Below are 15,216 nucleotides of genomic sequence, written 5' to 3'. Positions count from 1 at the left end.
ACGCCCGGTTACATTCCGAACCCGGAAGCTAAGCCTTACAGCGCCGATGGTACTGCAGGGGGGACCCTGTGGGAGAGTAGGACGCCGCCGAACAATCTTTGGAGGACCCCTGGTCACCAGCGTTCAGCTGGGACCGGGGGTCCTTTTGTTTTTACAATGCTTGCGGTACCGAAGACAGGAGTCACCATGTCCACCAACTCTCCCGAGGATCGACCGGAGCGCGACCAGCGGCGACGGGACAGTGGTGACCGCGGAGACCGTGGCGGGTACCGCGGGGACCGTAACGACCGAGGAGATCGCGGCAGTTACGGGCGTCGCGACGACAACCGCGGTGGTGGGTACGCCCGTCGTGACGACCGCCGCGATGACAACCGCGGTGGCGGTGGCGGTGGCGGTGGTGGCTACGGTCGGCGGGACGACCGGCGTGGTGATGACCGTGGCGGCTACCGAGGTCGCGATGACCGCCGTGACGACAATCGCGGTGGCGACAATCGCGGTGGCGACAACCGTGGTGGCGACAACCGTGGTGGCGGCTACGGCCGACGCGACGACAACCGTGGCTCTCGCCCGCCGTTCCAGCGGGACGATCGCGGTGACCGGGGCGGTTACGGCAGGCGTGACGACCGCGATCGCGGTCCCCGTCGTGACGACCGTGGTGAGCGTCCCGCATTCCGTCGCGACGACCGCCGTGATGACCGCGGTGACCGTCCTCCCTTCCGGCGTGACGACCGCGACGACCGTGGTGGATTCCGACGGGACGACCGCCGTGATGACAACCGTGGTGGTGGCGGCTACCCCCGTCGCGACGACCGGCGTGACGACAACCGTGGTGGTGGCGGTTACGGCAGGCGTGACGACCGTGACCGTGGTCCCCGTCGTGACGACCGTGGTGAGCGTCCCGCATTCCGTCGCGACGACCGCCGTGACGACCGCCGTGATGACCGCCCCCGTGACGATCGTCGTGACGACCGTGGTGGGTTCCGTCGCGATGACCGCCGTGACGACCGTGGCGGTTTCCGTCGGGACGACCGGCGGGATGACAATCGCAGTGGTGGCGGCTACCCCCGTCGGGACGACCGGCGTGACGACAACCGTGGTGGCGACCGTGACACCCGCGGCGGCTTCCGCGGCGGCCGTGATGATCGCCGTGACGACCGTCGGGACGACCGCCCCCGTGGCCCGCGTCGCGACGACAACCGGGGCGGTGGCGGGTACGGCGGTCGCCGGGACGACAACCGTGGTGGCGGCTACCGCGGCCGCGATGACCGTCGGGACGACCGCCGAGGCGGCGGCCGCTTCCGTGACGAGCGGGAGCGTGACCGCGACCGTGAGCCGATCAAGCGGCTGCCGATCCCGGAGGACGTCACCGGCGACGAGATCGACAAGGACGTGCGGCAGGAGCTGCAGAGCCTGCCCAAGGGGCTCGCGGAGGACGTCGCCAAGAACCTGGTGATGGTCGCGCGCCTCATCGACGAGGACCCCGAGGGTGCCTACGGCTACTCCAAGGTGGCCCTGCGGCTGGCGTCCCGGGTTGCCGCCGTACGCGAGGCGGCCGGGTTCGCCGCGTACGCGAACCAGAAGTACTCCGAGGCGCTCGCCGAGTTCCGGGCCGCGCGGCGCATGACGGGCAACGTGGACCTGTGGCCCGTGATGGCCGACTGCGAGCGCGGGCTCGGGCGGCCGGAGAAGGCGCTGGACATGGCTGGTGCCCCCGATGTGCACAAGCTCGACAAGGCCGGCCAGGTCGAGATGCGGCTCGTCGCCGCCGGTGCCCGGCGTGACATGGGGCAGCTGGACGCGGCGATCGTGACGCTGCAGAGCCCCGAGCTGGCATCCAGCTCCGTACAGCCGTGGACCGCGCGACTGCGCTACGCCTACGCCGACGCCCTGCTGGCCGCAGACCGTACCGGCGAGGCGCGGGAGTGGTTCGCGAAGGCCGTGGAGGCCGACCGGGACGGCAGCACCGACGCCTCCGACCGGCTGGCCGAGCTGGACGGGGTCGAGTTCGTCGACGCCCTGGTCGAGGACGAGGACCAGGACGAGAGCGGAGACGAGGTCGAGGACCTGTCCGAGGAGACCTCCGACGAGGTCGAGGACGAGGTCGAGGTCGATGCCGACGTCGAGGACGAAGACGACGTCGAGGTCGATGCCGACGACGTCGAGGACGAGGCTGATGCCGAGGACGACACCAAGAAGGACTGATCTCGGGCGGTGACACAGAGGGCAGGCTCCGACCGGAGCCTGCCCTCTCGTGTTTCGGCCCCTCCGGGTCGTTCAGGCGTCGAGCGCCCGCAGCACGAGTCCCGACGCCGGTTTGGGGCCGAAGGACGTCGACTTGCGGGGCATCGTGACGCCCTGGCGGGCCAGGTCGCGGACGACCTCCTCGCGGACCGGGTGGAGGAGCACGGCCGTGCTGCCGTGGCGTTCGGCCTTGGCGACCGTCGCGGCGGTGTCGTGGATGTACGCGATGTGCGCGGGCGAGTCCTCGGGGATGTGCCAGATGTGGTCGAGGAGCGTGGCGTGCAGGACGGTCGCGTCGAGGGTGCGCCAGGCGGTCGGGCGGTCGGCGGGGACGGTGCGGGCCAGCAGGTCCGGGTCGGGCCGGTCGATGAGATGGAACGTGCCGTCGCCGGCCAGCAGGAAGGCGTTGCCGGCGCAGGCCGCGTCCGCGAGCGCCTCCTGGGCCTTCGGCAGGGGGACGTCGAGCCGTCGTACCCGGAACAGGCCCTCGACGGCCCTCAGGGCGTCCGCCACGGGCAGGCCGTGCAGCAGGCGGTGGATGGCGCGGACGCGCAGCGGGTAGCGGGCGGTGTCGACCAGCAGGACCAGGCCGTAGTCCCAGGGGCTGGGGGAAGTGTGCTCCGCGCGTAGACGCAAATAGGTGGCCCAGCGGTGGTGGCCGTCGGCGATCAGGGCCTGGTGGTGGGAGAGGTCGGACTGTACACGTGCCACCTCGGCGGGGTCGGTGATCGACCAGAGGCGGTGCCGGAAGCCGTCCTCCGTGGTGGTGGCCAGGAGTGGGGGGCGGGCGGCCGTCGCCTCGACGACCTCGGCCGCCGCGCCGTTGCCCCGGTAGGTGAGCAGGAGGGGTTCGAGGTTCGCCGAGGTGGCGCGCATCAGGGCCGCGCGGTCGGCGACGACCGGGGGCATGACCTCCTCGTGCGGCAGCACCACGCCCTCCGACGGCTCCGAGATCCGCAGGGCGCCGATGACCCCGCGCTGGAGCATGCCGTTGCCGTCGTGCTGTTCGTAGACGTACAGGCCCGGTTCGGGATCCGTGGTGAGGATGCCCTCGGCCTGCCAGCGGTGCAGGGTGTCGGCCGCCTGTTCGGTGCCGGCGCTGGGGGTGCCCGCCTGGGGGAGGATGAGGCGGACGATGTTGTGCGGGTCGGCGGACTGGAGGTGGTTGACGCCGTCCGGGCGTACGACGACGTCGTACGGCGGGGAGGTGACGGCGGCCAGGCTGCCGACCCGGTCGGGGTCATAGCGAAGGCCTCGGAACGGGGTGAGTTCCAGGCCCCGGCGCTCCGTTGCTTCCGGGTGACCTGCAGTGTTCATCCCGGCATCGTACGTGTGTCAGTGGAGTGCGGGATGATCGATGGGGAAAGGCGGGTCGACGAAGAGTGACGAGGAGCGATGGGATGAGCCAGGGCGTCAGGACTGGTCCCGAGGGCAGCGGACAGGCCCTGAGCACGGCGTACGACACGGCGCTGCTCGATCTGGACGGGGTGGTGTACGCGGGCGGCAGCGCGATCGCGCACGCTGTGGAGTCGCTGGAGGTGGCCCGTGCGGGCGGCATGCATCTGGCGTACGTCACCAACAACGCGCTGCGGACGCCGGACGCGGTGGCCGGGCATCTCACCGAGCTGGGGATCCCGACGGGCGCCGATGACGTCATCACCTCGGCGCAGGCGGTCGCGCGGCTGATCAGCGAGCAGGTGCCGGCGGGGTCGCGGGTGCTGGTGATCGGCGGGGAGGGGCTGCGGGTCGCGCTGCGGGAGCGGGGTCTTGAGCCGGTGGAGTCCGCCGACGACGATCCGGCGGCCGTCGCGCAGGGCTACGGGGGTCCCGAGCTGGCCTGGGGCCGGTTCGCGGAGGCGTCGTACGCGGTCGCGCGCGGGGTGCCGTGGTTCGCGTCCAACACCGATCTGACGATTCCCAGCGGGCGGGGGATCGCGCCGGGCAACGGCGCGGCGGTGGAGGTGGTCCGGATCGCGACGGGGGCCGAGCCGCAGGTGGCCGGCAAGCCGCTGCCGCCGATGCACCGGGAGACGGTCCTGCGGACGGGGGCGAAGCGGCCGTTGGTGGTCGGGGACCGGCTGGACACCGACATCGAGGGCGCGTTCAACGGCGGGGTCGACTCGCTGCTGGTGCTGACCGGGGTCACCGACGGGCGTCAGCTGCTCGCCGCGCCGCCGCAGCACCGGCCGACGTATGTCGACGCCGATCTGCGCGGGCTGCTCACCGGGCAGCCGGAGGTCAGCGCGGAGGGGGACGGGTTCCGCTGCGGTGGCTGGACGGCGACGGCGGGTGCGGACCGGTTGGAACTCAACGGCGAAGGAGAACCGCTCGACGGGCTGCGGGCGCTGTGCGCGGCGGCCTGGACGGCGGCCGGGGACGGCTCCTGCGAGCTGGACGGAGGCAAGGCACTGGCGCGGCTCGGCCTCTGAACCCCGGCCGCACTGCCGAGAGTTGGCCGATCCGCACCACCGCGACCCCGCGCATCCGTGCTGTTCACAGGACCGGGCATCGAGACCGTATGCGAGGGTAGGCTAACCTAACCTCGTGTTGGTCGACAGTCCTCCCGAACAGCGCGCGGAGACCGCCCCCGCGCCCCCGAGCCGCCGGGCGATCCGGGCCCTTGGGCTCCTCGTCTCCGTCGTGATCCTGGTGCTCGTCGCCCTGGCGAGCATCGCGATCGGGGCGAAAGAGCTGCCGTTGGACCAGGTCTGGCACGGCCTGTTCCACGACACGGGGACCTACGGCGACGTGGTGGTCGACGAGCGGCTGTCGCGGACCGTCCTCGGTCTGCTGGCCGGTGCCGCCCTCGGTCTGTCCGGGGCGGTGCTCCAGGCGCTCACCCGCAACCCGCTGGCCGACCCCGGTCTGCTCGGCATCAACGCGGGCGCCTCGGCCGCCGTCGTCACCGCCATCACCTTCTTCGGCGTCACCAGCCTCGACGGCTATGTGTGGTTCGCCTTCGTCGGGGCGGCGGCGGTGGGCGCGCTGGTGTGGTTCCTGGGCGGCAGCCGGGGCGCCACACCGGTCCGGCTGGCACTCGCCGGTACGGCGATCAGCGCCGCGCTCTACGGCTATCTCCAGGCCGTGATGATCACGGACGACGCGGCGCTCGGCAAGATGCGCTTCTGGACGGTCGGCTCGCTGGCCTCGGCCTCGAACTCCACGATCCTGCAGGTGCTGCCGTTCCTCGCGGCCGGCACCCTGCTCGCGCTGGGCCTCGCCCGGCCGCTGAACGCGGTGGCCATGGGCGACGACACCGCCCGCGCCCTCGGCGCGAACCTGAACCGCACCCGGGCCCTCGCCATGCTCGCCGCCACCGTGCTGTCCGGCGCGGCCACCGCCGCCTGCGGCCCGATCGCCTTCGTCGGCCTGATGGTCCCGCACGTCGTGCGCTCCTTCACCGGCCCCGACCTGCGCTGGATCCTGCCCTACGCGACGGTCCTGTCGCCCGTGCTGCTGCTCGGCGCCGATGTCATCGGCCGGGTCGTCGCCCGTCCCTCGGAGCTCCAGGTCGGCATCGTCACCGCGGTCATCGGCGGGCCGGTCTTCATTCTTCTCGTACGACGGCGGAGGACGGCCCAGCTGTGAGGAACACGCGTACTCTGCGCACCCCCGGCGGGCTCTCGCTGCGGGCGGACGTGCGCGCGCTGGTCGTCGTGGCCGCGCTGCTGCTGGCCGCGTCCGCCGCGAGCGTCGTGCTGATCGGCACCGGCGACTTCCCGATCTCCTTCGGCGACGTGGTGCGGACCCTGTTCGGGAACGGCACCGCGGGCCAGGAGTTCATCGTCAACGACCTGCGGCTGCCCCGGGTCCTGGTCGGTCTGCTGGTCGGTGCCTCGCTGGGCCTCGGCGGCGCGCTGTTCCAGGCGATCTCCCGCAACCCGCTGGGCAGCCCGGACGTCCTGGGCCTCTCCCAGGGCTCGACCTCGGGCGCGCTCGTCGTCATCGTGCTGATGTCCGGGAGCGCCACCCAGGTCACCGTCGGCGCCCTGATCGGCGGCCTGCTGACCGGTCTCGCCATCTATCTGCTCGCCTGGAAGCAGGGCGTGCACGGTTACCGGCTGGTCCTGGTCGGTATCGGCGTCTCCGCGATCGTCACCGCCGTCAACGGCTATCTGCTCACCAAGGCCGACCTGGTCGACGCGACCCGCGCGGTGGTCTGGATGACCGGCTCCCTCAACGGCCGGGACTGGAGCCAGGTCTGGCCGCTGCTCGCGCTGTGCGCCGTCCTCGTCCCGCTGGTCCTCGCCAACGCGCGCGGCCTGCGGATGATGGAGATGGGCGACGATGTCTCGTACGCCCTCGGGGTGCGCGTGGAGCGGGTGCGGACGGTGCTGATGGTGGCGGCCGTCCTGCTGACCGCGGCCGCCACCGCCGCCGCGGGCCCGGTCAGCTTCGTGGCGCTCACCGCGCCCCAGCTCGCCCGCCGTCTCACCCGCTCACCCGGCCCCAACCTGGTGCCCTCCCTCTGCATGGGCGCCGCGCTGCTGGTCACCGCCGACTGGGCCTCGCAGCGCGCCTTCGGCGCCGACCAGCTGCCCGTGGGCGTGGTCACCGGCGTCCTCGGCGGCGTCTATCTGCTGTGGCTGCTCGTCACCGAGCGGAAGGCGGGCCGGATATGAGCGCGATCCCCACCGGCGAGACGAACAACCCTAGGAGCACTGTGAACCGCCTGTCCGCCGAGAACGTGACGCTCGCCTACGACCAGCGGGTCATCGCCGAGGAGCTGTCGGTGGAGATCCCCGACAACTCCTTCACGGTGATCGTCGGCCCCAACGCCTGCGGCAAGTCGACGCTCCTGCGCGCGCTGTCCCGGATGCTCAGGCCGAGTGCGGGCCGGGTGCTCCTTGACGGCCAGGTCATCCAGTCGATGCCCGCGAAGAAGGTCGCCCGCACCCTCGGCCTGCTCCCGCAGTCCTCCATCGCGCCGGACGGCATCACCGTCGGCGACCTGGTCGGCCGCGGCCGCTACCCGCACCAGGGCATCCTGCGCCAGTGGTCCGCCGAGGACGAGCGGGTCGTCCAGGAGTCGATGGCCCGGACCGGCGTCGCCGAACTCGCCGAACGGTACGTCGATGAACTCTCCGGCGGCCAGCGCCAGCGCGTCTGGATCGCCATGGCCCTCGCCCAGCAGACCCCGCTGCTGCTCCTCGACGAGCCGACCACCTATCTGGACATCCAGCACCAGATCGACGTCCTCGACCTGTGCGCGGAACTCCACGAGGAGCAGGGGCGCACGCTCGTCGCCGTGCTGCACGACCTCAACCACGCGGCCCGGTACGCCACGCACCTCATCGCCCTGAAGGGCGGCCGGGTCCTCGCGGAGGGCGCCCCGAACGACATCGTCACGGCGGAGCTGGTGGAGGAGGTGTTCGGGCTGCGCTGTCAGATCATCGACGACCCGGAGACCGGGACCCCGCTGGTGGTGCCGGCGGCCCGCAAGGCACGGGTCACAACAACGGTGGTCACAACAGCTTCCTGAGCCGGAACAGGTCCAGCAGGTTGGCCTCCAGCTTCACCCGGCCCGAGCCCCAGGCCCCGGCGAAGTTCAGCTCGCCGTCGACCAGGGCCACCAGGTCGTCGCCCGCCATGGCCAGCCTGATCTGTGCCTTCTCCCGGGGCGGCCCCGGGAACGTCTCCTCCACGTCGATCCGGCCGCCGGTGAGCCGGCCGGCGAAGGTGACGTCCAGGTCGGTGATGTGGCAGCTCACCGTGCGGTCCATGGCGGCGGCCGCGCGGACGTCGCCCTCGGCGCCGCCCATGTTGTGGGAGAGCTTGTCGAGTGCGGCGCGGCACTCCTCGATCGTGGCCATCGCGATCGACGGTACCGCAGGGGTTCGATGTAGCGTCGGGGCATGACCGACTCCGTACCGGCGGACCCGGCGGCTCAGGCGCAGGAGAACGCCGAGGTCGAACCCGAGTACGACCCCGCCGCCCCCGCCCCGCTGAACGTCCCCCGCACCCCCACGGGCGACGCCGAGGTGGACGCCCGGCTCGACCGGCTCGGCGACGCCGACCACCTCGCCACGGACGGGCACCTGGAGGTGTACGAGGATGTACACCGGGGGCTGCGCGACGCGCTGACCGCGCTCGACGTCCGCCCCGGACCTCCGGCACCGGCACCGCCGGGCGCCAACCGGCCGCCCTCACCGTCGTACCACCAGAGCAGGAGCTGAACCCACCGTGGCAGGAGTCGCACGTCGCCGTCTGGACGCGGAGCTGGTCCGCCGGAAGCTGGCGCGTTCGCGCGAGCACGCCAGCCAGCTGATCGCCGCCGGGCGGGTCACCGTCGGAAAGGCCGTCGCGACCAAGCCGGCCACCCAGGTGGAGACCGCCGCGGCGATCGTCGTGCAGACCGACGACAGCGATCCCGAGTACGTCTCGCGGGGCGGGCACAAGCTCGCGGGCGCGCTGGCGGCGTTCGTCCCCGAGGGGCTGGCGGTCGGGGGGCGGCGGGCGCTGGACGCCGGGGCGTCCACCGGCGGCTTCACCGATGTGCTGCTGCGGGCGGGGGCCTCGCACGTCGTCGCGGTCGACGTCGGGTACGGCCAACTCGCGTGGTCTCTGCAGAGCGATGAACGCGTCACCGTCAAGGACCGTACGAACGTACGCGAGTTGACGCTTGAAGCGATCGATGGGGAGCCTGTGGATCTTGTCGTGGGTGATCTGTCCTTCATCCCGCTCGGGTTGGTGCTGCCGGCCCTGGCGCGGTGTGTGAAGCCGGACGCCGACCTGGTGATGATGGTCAAGCCGCAGTTCGAGGTGGGTAAGGAACGACTGGGCAGCGGAGGAGTCGTACGGAGTCCGCAACTGCGGGCGGAGGCTGTGCGGGGGGTTGCCGAGAGGGCGTGGGAGCTGGGGCTCGGGGTGAAGGGTGTCACCGCCAGTCCGCTGCCCGGGCCGTCCGGCAACGTCGAGTACTTTCTGTGGCTGCGGGCCGGCGCACCCCAGTTGGATCCGGCTGACGTTGACCGTGCAGTGGCGGAGGGGCCGCGTTGACACAGAACCGAGCTCGTACTGTTTTCCTCCTCGCCCACACCGGGCGGCCCGCGGCCATCCGCAGCGCCGAACTCGTGGTCAAGGGGTTGCTGGCGGCCGGAGTCGGCGTACGGGTGCTGGATTTCGAGGCCGCGGATCTGCCGCTGCCCGACGAGGTCGAACTCGTCGAGGAGGCCTCGCCGCACAGTCTCGACGGCTGCGAGCTGCTGATCGTCCTCGGCGGTGACGGGACGCTGCTGCGCGGCGCCGAGTTCGCCCGCGCGTCCGGGGTGCCGATGCTCGGCGTCAACCTCGGCAGTGTCGGCTTCCTCGCGGAGGCCGAGCGGGACGACCTGGACAAGGTCGTCGACCGGGTGGTGAGCAAGGCGTACGAGGTCGAGGAGCGGATGACCGTCGACGTCGTCGTGCACCGCAACGGGGACATCGTGCACACGGACTGGGCGCTGAACGAGGCGGCGGTGCAGAAGGCGGGCGCCGAGAAGCTCCTCGAAGTCGTGCTGGAGATCGACGGGCGGCCGGTGACGGGGTTCGGCTGCGACGGCATCGTGCTGTCGACGCCGACCGGGTCCACGGCGTACGCGTTCTCGGCCGGCGGGCCGGTGGTGTGGCCGGAGGTGGAGGCGCTGCTGATGGTGCCGATCTCCGCGCACGCGCTGTTCGCGAAGCCGCTCGTGACGTCGCCGGACTCGGTGCTGGCGGTGGAGGTGCTGCCGCACATCCAGCCGGGCGTGCTGTGGTGCGACGGGCGCCGGACCGTCGAGCTGCCGCCGGGGGCGCGGGTCGAGGTGCGGCGGGGGGCGGTGCCGGTGCGGCTGGCGCGGCTGCATCACGCGTCGTTCACGGACCGGCTGGTGGCCAAGTTCGCGCTGCCGGTCTCCGGATGGCGGGGGGCGCCGCACTAGCGGTTCGAAGGGGGTGGCGGGGAGCGTCGGCGAGTGCGGGTGGTTCGTGGCTTGTCGCGCAGTTCCCCGCGCCCCTGGGTAGGCCCACTCGCCGGAGTGCGGAGGCAGCCGTACATCGATACAGCCCCGCGCCCCTTCGGGGCGCTTCTCCACTCGCGTGGGTGACAGGGTGCCTCGCGCTTCTCCTGCCCTACCTCGTAAGGTCTTCCCCGTGCTGGAAGAAATGCGGATACGGTCCCTCGGAGTCATCGACGACGCTGTCGTCGAGTTGTCGCCGGGGTTCACGGCCGTCACCGGTGAGACCGGTGCGGGCAAGACCATGGTGGTCACCAGCCTGGGGCTGCTGCTCGGGGGGCGGGCCGATCCCGCGCTCGTGCGGATCGGCTCCGAGAAGGCGGTCGTCGAGGGACGGGTGACGATGCCGCCGGGTACCTCCGCGGCCGTACGGGCCGAGGAGGCCGGTGCGGAGCTGGACGACGGGGCGCTGCTCATCAGCCGTACCGTTTCCGCCGAGGGGCGCTCGCGGGCGCACGTGGGCGGGCGGAGCGTGCCCGTGGGGCTGCTGGTCGAGCTCGCCGACGACCTGGTGGCCGTGCACGGGCAGACCGACCAGCAGGGGCTGCTGAAGCTGAACCGGCAGCGGCAGGCCCTCGACCGGTACGCGGGCGACGGGGTCGCCGTACCGCTCGTCAAGTACGGCGAGGCCTACCGGCGGCTGCGGGCCGTCGCGGTCGAGCTGGAGGAGATCGTCACCCGCGCGCGGGAACGGGCCCAGGAAGCCGACATGCTGCGCTACGGGCTGGACGAGATCGCCGGTGTGGAGCCGCGGGCCGGTGAGGACGTCGAACTCGCCGAGGAGGCCGAGCGGCTCGGGCACGCCGAGGCGCTGGCATCGGCCGCGACCGCCGCGCACGCGGCGCTCGCCGGCAACCCCGAGGACCCCGAGGGCATCGACGCGGCCACCCTCGTCGCGGGTGCGCACCGGGCCCTGGAGGCCGTACGGTCGCACGACCCGGCGCTGGCCGCGCTCGCCGACCGGATCGGCGAGATCGGGATCCTGCTGGGCGATGCGGCGGGGGAGCTGGCGGGCTACGCCGACGACCTGGACGCCGATCCGCTGCGGCTGGCGGCCGTGGAGGAGCGGCGCGCCGCGCTCACCGCGCTCACCCGCAAGTACGGCGAGGACATCGAGGCCGTGCTGACGTGGGCCGAGCAGGGTGCCGCCCGGCTGACCCAGCTGGACGGCGACGACGAGCGGATCGCGGAACTCACCGCCGAGCGGGACGCGCTCCGGGCGGAACTGGGCGGGCTCGCCCAGGCGTTGACCGACGCGCGCACCGAGGCCGCCGAGCGCTTCGCGGCCGCCGTCACCGCCGAGCTGGGCTCCCTCGCGATGCCGCACGCGCGCGTGTCCTTCGCCATCCGGCAGACCGAGGACCCGGAGGGCGTGGAGGTCGGCGGGCGGGCGGTGGCCTACGGCCCGTCCGGCGCCGACGAGGTCGAGCTGCTGCTCGCCCCGCACCCCGGCGCCCCGCCCCGCCCGATCGCCAAGGGCGCCTCCGGCGGTGAGCTGTCCCGCGTGATGCTCGCGGTGGAGGTCGTCTTCGCGGGCACCGACCCGGTCCCGACCTACCTCTTCGACGAGGTCGACGCGGGCGTCGGCGGCAAGGCCGCGGTGGAGATCGGACGCCGGCTGGCCAAGCTCGCCAAGTCCGCCCAGGTGGTGGTCGTCACCCACCTCCCGCAGGTCGCCGCCTTCGCCGACCGGCAGCTGCTGGTGGAGAAGACCAACGACGGCACGGTCACCCGGTCCGGCGTCAAGGTCCTGGAGGGCGAGGAGCGGGTCCGGGAGCTGTCCCGGATGCTGGCTGGCCAGGAGGACTCGGAAACGGCGAGGGCGCACGCGGAAGAGCTCTTGGCAACGGCACGAGCCGACAACTGAGGCAGGGCGGAGCGCCCCGAAAGGGGCGCGGGGCCGTATCGACGTGCGGCTGCCGCCGCGCGGGCGCGAGCAACCACGAACCACCCGCAGCCGCCCTCGCTCCGAAACCACCCCCCACACCCGGCCACTCCACCCCCCTCTCACCGTTTTCATCACTCTCCCGGGTGACACACTCCGGCGCATGCCCCGCCCCGCCCCGGTATGCCCCTCCCCGGAGCCCCGCACTGCCCCCTCGGCCCGATACCGTCTGTACGTACCCTCGTGACCGCCCCGAAGCCGAACCAGGAGCCCGGCCGCGTGAGCCCCGTGAGCAGCAACGCACCGCACGGTCAGTCGCCCCTGCGCACCGTGCAGGTGCTGGGCGGCGGCAACGCCGGCAGTAGCGCGCACGTGCGTTCGCTCGCCGCCGGCCTCGTCGAGAGGGGCGTGCGGGTCACCGTATGCGCCCCCGCCGAGGCCGATCGCGCCTACGACTTCTCGGGCGTCGGCGCCGACCATGTGCACGTACCCCGCAGCAGCGACCCGGGGTCGGTCGCCGCGCTCCGCGCCGCCTGCACCGACGCCGACCTGGTGCACGCCCACGGCCTGCACGCCTCCTTCCGCGCGGTGCTGGCGCTCAGCGGCCGCAGCACCCCGCTCATCGTCACCTGGCACAGCAGGGCGCACGCCGAGGGTGCGCGGGCGCATCTGCTGAGGATGCTGGAGCGGCGGGTGGTGAAGGCCGCCGCCGTGGTCCTGGGCACCACCTCCGACCTCGTCGACCGCGCCCGCCGTACCGGTGCCCGGGACGCGCGGCTCGCCGCCGTGGCGCTGCCCGGTCTGCGGCGGCCCGCGGAGCCGGAGGACCCGGAGCGGCTGCGTCCCAAGGTGCGGGCCGAACTCGGCGCCATGGGGCGGCCGTTGCTCATCGCCGTCGGCTCCCTCGACCCGCATCGCGGATACGACGTCCTGCTGGACGCGGCGCGTGCCTGGTGCCGGCTGGATCCGGTACCGCTGCTCGTCATCGCGGGGGAGGGCCCGCTGCGCACGGAGTTGCAGCGGCGGATCGAGGACGAGGAACTGCCCGTCCGGCTCATCGGCCGCCGCGACGACGTCACCGAACTGCTCTCCGCCGCCGACATCGCGCTGCTGCCCAGCCGTTGGGAATCCCGCTCGGTCCTCGCCCAGGAGGCCCTGCACGCGCGCGTGCCGCTCGTCGCCACCGCCGTCGGCGGAATCCCCGACCTCGTCGGCGACGCGGCCGAACTCGTCCCGTACGGCGACACCATGGCCCTCGCCGCGACCGTGGCACGCCTGCTCGGCGACCCGGAGCGCTGCGAGGAGCTGCGCGAGAGGGGCGCCCGGCAGGCGGCGAGCTGGCCGACGGAGGACGAGACCGTCGCCCAAGTGCTGAGCGTCTACGACGAGTTGACGCAGCCCCGGCCGCTGCCGTAGCCGCGCCGTGGCCCGCGGCGGCTACGGCACGTGCCGGCGTGCCCGCAGCGCCAGGCTCAACGCCAGTACCACCTGCGGGTCGTCGAGGTCCGTGCCCAGCAACTCCCCGATACGGGCGAGCCGGTTGTAGAGGGTCTGGCGGTTGAGGTGGAGTTCCCGGGCCGTCTCCGCCTTGCGGCCCGCGTGCGCCAGGTACGTCTCCAGGGTGGGCAGCAGCGGGGGCTTGGAGCGGTGGTCGTGGTCGCGGAGCGGGCCGATCGCCCGGTCGACGAAGGCCGCCAGGTCGGGGTGGTCGCGCAGCCGCCACAGCAGGAGGTCGATGTCGAGGCGGCGGGCGTCGTACCAAGGGCGGTCGGAGAGGCCCTGGGCGGCCGTCGCCGTCTCCGCCGCGTGCCGCAGGCCCGCCGATGCGGCCGCCCAGCCGCCCGCCACGCCGACCACCACGACGGGCGGCGCGGCCCCGGGACGCTGCATCCCGGCGCGCTCCACCCCCGCCCGCAGCGCCGCCGCGACCCGGTCCGCGACCGTCGTCCGCTCCGCCTCCGAGCGCAGGCCCAGCAGCAGCGGCACCCGGCCCTCGACCGGTCGTACACCCAGCAGGACGGGAACCCCCACGGCCGCCAGTTCCTCGCCCACCGCGCGGGCCAGCACCGCCCAACCCCCGCCCGGGGAAAGGGAGTCACCGACCCTCATGACCACCGGCAGCAGCGGGCTGCCGCCGGGCTTGAAGCCGAGGACCCGGGCCTGGGCCGGGGCGTCCTCCGCGGTGATACGGCCCTCGGCGAGGTCGGTCAGGAAGTCGCCGCGCCCGCGGGCCGCCAGCTCCTCCTCCTGGCGGGCCTGCATCAGCACGACCGCCAGGATGCCGGCCGCCCGCTCGGCGGCGATCCGGTGGACGGGCGCCAGGGGCCCGCGGACGGGGAGCAGCACCAGCCGGGCACGCACCGAACCCGTCCCCGGCCCGCCGCCCGGCACCTCCACCAGGACCGTCCCGGACGGCGGCGGCGCGTCCCCGCGCTGGCCGCGCAGCCCCTCCCACACCTGGAGCGGATCCGCCCCCTCGGGCCCCGCCCCGGCCGCGTACAGCAACTGGCCGTCGGCGGTCTCCAGGAAGACCGGGTTGCCGCAGAAGTCGGCCAGGATGGCCAGCACCTGGGGGACCCCGCCACCGCCCAGCAGGGCCTCGGTACAGCGGCGGTGCACCTCCTCGGCGCGCTGCAGGAGCGCGTAGTGGTGGTTGACGATCTCGGTGTGGATCTCCTCCGTCACCGTCACGAAGGGCACCTCGCGGTGCAGCACGACGAGCGGCAGCCCGGTCGCCCGCGCGGTGTCCACGAGAGTGGCGGGCAGCCGGGAGAACCGCGCGCCCAGCTCCACCACCAGGGCGGCGATGCCCCGGTCGGCGAGCGTGCGCACGAACGCCCGCTGGTCGCCCGGCCGGGTGCCCAGGCCGTAGCCGGTGGTGAGCAGCAGCTCGCCGCCCTTCAGCAGCGAGGCGATGTTCGGCACCTCGCCCGCGTGCACCCAGCGCACGGTCCGCCCCAGCCGGTCGGCGCCCGCCAGGATCTCCGGGAGCCCGCTGCGCAGCCCGGGCAGCTCCAGCGCCCGCTGCACGGTGATCCCGGCGCCCTGAGACTCGAATCCGCTGCCCGTACCGCTGTCCATGGAGCGGACGCTACCTGGGCGAACGCCCTCACG

Annotated in this window: 14 protein-coding genes and 1 rRNA gene; 12 read left to right on the top strand and 3 right to left on the bottom strand. The window is 73.2% G+C overall.

What is annotated here, in order from left to right; translation table 11 throughout:
- The 3 genes from rrf to ACIPSJ_RS39655 all read left to right on the top strand — a co-directional run.
- Positions 1 to 93: ribosomal RNA gene (rrf, locus tag ACIPSJ_RS39665) — 5S ribosomal RNA — on the top strand; the annotation flags it as partial.
- Positions 94 to 244: 151 nt separating this feature from the next.
- Positions 245 to 1,453 (top strand): hypothetical protein, encoded by a 1,209-nt coding sequence (locus ACIPSJ_RS39660; protein WP_401353114.1) that lies wholly within the window; start codon positions 245 to 247, stop codon positions 1,451 to 1,453.
- Positions 1,345 to 2,202, top strand: a complete 858-nt coding sequence (locus ACIPSJ_RS39655) for a hypothetical protein (RefSeq protein ID WP_401353112.1) — start codon at positions 1,345 to 1,347, stop codon at positions 2,200 to 2,202. Before ACIPSJ_RS39660 ends, ACIPSJ_RS39655 begins: the two co-directional genes overlap by 109 nt.
- 72 nt (positions 2,203 to 2,274) lie before the next feature.
- Here the strand turns inward: ACIPSJ_RS39655 and ACIPSJ_RS39650 are convergent, their stop codons facing one another.
- On the bottom strand, positions 2,275 to 3,558 hold the full coding sequence (locus ACIPSJ_RS39650; protein WP_359208725.1) for a DUF1015 domain-containing protein: 1,284 nt from the start codon (positions 3,556 to 3,558) through the stop codon (positions 2,275 to 2,277).
- 83 nt (positions 3,559 to 3,641) lie between these two features.
- Between ACIPSJ_RS39650 and ACIPSJ_RS39645 the strand changes: the two genes are divergently transcribed.
- From ACIPSJ_RS39645 to ACIPSJ_RS39630, 4 genes are all read left to right on the top strand, one after another.
- Positions 3,642 to 4,670 carry an HAD hydrolase-like protein gene (locus ACIPSJ_RS39645; RefSeq protein ID WP_359208728.1) on the top strand — a complete coding sequence of 343 codons (1,029 nt, stop codon included), beginning with the start codon at positions 3,642 to 3,644 and terminating at the stop codon, positions 4,668 to 4,670.
- Between the two features lie 115 nt (positions 4,671 to 4,785).
- Positions 4,786 to 5,829: a FecCD family ABC transporter permease gene (locus ACIPSJ_RS39640; RefSeq protein ID WP_401353091.1), complete on the top strand. Its 1,044-nt coding sequence runs from the start codon at positions 4,786 to 4,788 to the stop codon at positions 5,827 to 5,829.
- The gene (locus ACIPSJ_RS39635; protein ID WP_359208734.1) at positions 5,826 to 6,863 is read left to right on the top strand and encodes an iron chelate uptake ABC transporter family permease subunit; all 1,038 of its coding nucleotides are present in this window, start codon (positions 5,826 to 5,828) and stop codon (positions 6,861 to 6,863) included. Before ACIPSJ_RS39640 ends, ACIPSJ_RS39635 begins: the two co-directional genes overlap by 4 nt.
- Positions 6,860 to 7,723, top strand: a complete 864-nt coding sequence (locus ACIPSJ_RS39630) for an ABC transporter ATP-binding protein (RefSeq protein WP_401353088.1) — start codon at positions 6,860 to 6,862, stop codon at positions 7,721 to 7,723. Before ACIPSJ_RS39635 ends, ACIPSJ_RS39630 begins: the two co-directional genes overlap by 4 nt.
- Here ACIPSJ_RS39630 and ACIPSJ_RS39625 read toward each other — a convergent pair.
- Positions 7,707 to 8,054, bottom strand: coding sequence for an SCP2 sterol-binding domain-containing protein (locus ACIPSJ_RS39625; protein WP_359208740.1), 348 nt, complete (start codon positions 8,052 to 8,054; stop codon positions 7,707 to 7,709). The genes ACIPSJ_RS39630 and ACIPSJ_RS39625 overlap by 17 nt on opposite strands.
- A gap of 42 nt (positions 8,055 to 8,096) precedes the next feature.
- On the opposite strand from ACIPSJ_RS39625, the gene ACIPSJ_RS39620 reads away from it, so the two are divergent.
- From ACIPSJ_RS39620 to ACIPSJ_RS39600, 5 genes are all read left to right on the top strand, one after another.
- Complete coding sequence (locus ACIPSJ_RS39620; RefSeq protein WP_365695348.1) at positions 8,097 to 8,417, top strand: hypothetical protein; 321 nt, start codon at positions 8,097 to 8,099, stop codon at positions 8,415 to 8,417.
- 7 nt (positions 8,418 to 8,424) lie between these two features.
- Positions 8,425 to 9,240, top strand: a complete 816-nt coding sequence (locus ACIPSJ_RS39615; RefSeq protein ID WP_355725094.1) for a TlyA family RNA methyltransferase — start codon at positions 8,425 to 8,427, stop codon at positions 9,238 to 9,240.
- Complete coding sequence (locus tag ACIPSJ_RS39610; protein WP_123978216.1) at positions 9,237 to 10,142, top strand: NAD kinase; 906 nt, start codon at positions 9,237 to 9,239, stop codon at positions 10,140 to 10,142. The genes ACIPSJ_RS39615 and ACIPSJ_RS39610 overlap by 4 nt, the downstream gene beginning before the upstream one ends.
- A gap of 223 nt (positions 10,143 to 10,365) precedes the next feature.
- Positions 10,366 to 12,084 carry a DNA repair protein RecN gene (gene recN / locus ACIPSJ_RS39605; protein ID WP_359209365.1) on the top strand — a complete coding sequence of 573 codons (1,719 nt, stop codon included), beginning with the start codon at positions 10,366 to 10,368 and terminating at the stop codon, positions 12,082 to 12,084.
- Positions 12,085 to 12,381: 297 nt separating this feature from the next.
- The gene (locus ACIPSJ_RS39600) at positions 12,382 to 13,518 is read left to right on the top strand and encodes a glycosyltransferase family 4 protein (RefSeq protein WP_401353085.1); all 1,137 of its coding nucleotides are present in this window, start codon (positions 12,382 to 12,384) and stop codon (positions 13,516 to 13,518) included.
- 21 nt (positions 13,519 to 13,539) lie between these two features.
- Here ACIPSJ_RS39600 and ACIPSJ_RS39595 read toward each other — a convergent pair whose 3' ends face one another.
- Positions 13,540 to 15,183, bottom strand: a complete 1,644-nt coding sequence (locus ACIPSJ_RS39595) for a PucR family transcriptional regulator (RefSeq protein ID WP_359208751.1) — start codon at positions 15,181 to 15,183, stop codon at positions 13,540 to 13,542.
- Positions 15,184 to 15,216: the final 33 nt, after the last annotated feature.

Origin of the sequence: Streptomyces sp. NPDC090088 (assembly GCF_044747345.1) — a bacterium.
Taxonomy (GTDB): domain Bacteria; phylum Actinomycetota; class Actinomycetes; order Streptomycetales; family Streptomycetaceae; genus Streptomyces.
Note: the sequence above shows the minus strand (reverse complement) of the source record. Positions and strands in the feature narration are given on the sequence as shown.

Coding starts and splice junctions, on each gene's coding strand:
- ACIPSJ_RS39625 (WP_359208740.1), bottom strand. CDS start 8,054: ATGGCCACGATCGAGGAGTGCCGCGCCGCACTCGACAAGCTCTCCCAC.
- ACIPSJ_RS39595 (WP_359208751.1), bottom strand. CDS start 15,183: ATGGACAGCGGTACGGGCAGCGGATTCGAGTCTCAGGGCGCCGGGATC.
- ACIPSJ_RS39645 (WP_359208728.1), top strand. CDS start 3,642: ATGAGCCAGGGCGTCAGGACTGGTCCCGAGGGCAGCGGACAGGCCCTG.
- ACIPSJ_RS39650 (WP_359208725.1), bottom strand. CDS start 3,558: ATGAACACTGCAGGTCACCCGGAAGCAACGGAGCGCCGGGGCCTGGAA.
- ACIPSJ_RS39630 (WP_401353088.1), top strand. CDS start 6,860: ATGAGCGCGATCCCCACCGGCGAGACGAACAACCCTAGGAGCACTGTG.
- ACIPSJ_RS39620 (WP_365695348.1), top strand. CDS start 8,097: ATGACCGACTCCGTACCGGCGGACCCGGCGGCTCAGGCGCAGGAGAAC.
- recN (WP_359209365.1), top strand. CDS start 10,366: ATGCGGATACGGTCCCTCGGAGTCATCGACGACGCTGTCGTCGAGTTG.